The 728-nt window shown below is 63.2% G+C and carries 1 protein-coding gene; it reads left to right on the forward strand.

Features of this window, described 5'->3' with window-relative positions; genetic code table 11:
* Window positions 1-64: 64 nt before the first annotated feature.
* Window positions 65-728 (forward strand): condensation domain-containing protein (locus GP2_RS20845; RefSeq protein WP_255218683.1); only part of this gene is annotated, 664 nt, incomplete at its 3' end.

Here is a 728-nt window from a genome sequence, read left to right on the forward strand (position 1 = left end):
GCCGGACGATCCTTCCTCGGTGATCGGACGACAGCTCGAGTACTGGCGCAGAAAGCTCGAAGGAATGTCAGATGTCCTCGAGCTCCCCACTGTAAAGCCACGACCAAGGGTTGCTTCAGGGCGCGGAGCGACAATGGACTTTGCGATCCCGCCTACCACCGCCCACGGCGTGCAGCGACTCGCCGAGGATCACGGTGTGACGCCGTTCATGGTGTTGCATGCCGCGTTGGCGGTGTTGTTGTCCCGGTTGGCGGCGACTGGCGATGTTGCGATTTCGACGCCGGTGGCCGGCCGTGGTGCGTCCCAGTTGGATCCGTTGGTGGGGATGTTCGTCAATACGCTGGTGCTCCGCACGGAGGTGATGCCGGGTACATCCTTTGCGGATTTCCTAGAGCAGGTGCGAACCACCGATGTCGATGCGTTCGCGAATGCGGATGTGCCGTTCGAGGTCGTGGTGGATGCAGTCAGGCCGGTCCGGTCGGAGGCGTTCGCGCCGCTGGCGCAGGTGATGCTGTCGTTCGATTCCGTTACGAGCTTCGACTTCGGCGAGGGTGTTGGGGACGAAGTGAAGATCGCGCCGATCGCCCCAGACCAGGTTGCGGCCCAGCGGGACCTCACCGTGAATGTGTCGACGAGAGAGTTCGGCGTGTGGTCTGGGTCGTTGACCTTCGCGTCCGACTTGTTCGACGCCGCGTGGGCTGAGTTGTTCGCGCGACGTTTCGTGGGGC

This window comes from Gordonia paraffinivorans NBRC 108238, assembly GCF_000344155.1.
Taxonomy (GTDB): domain Bacteria; phylum Actinomycetota; class Actinomycetes; order Mycobacteriales; family Mycobacteriaceae; genus Gordonia; species Gordonia paraffinivorans.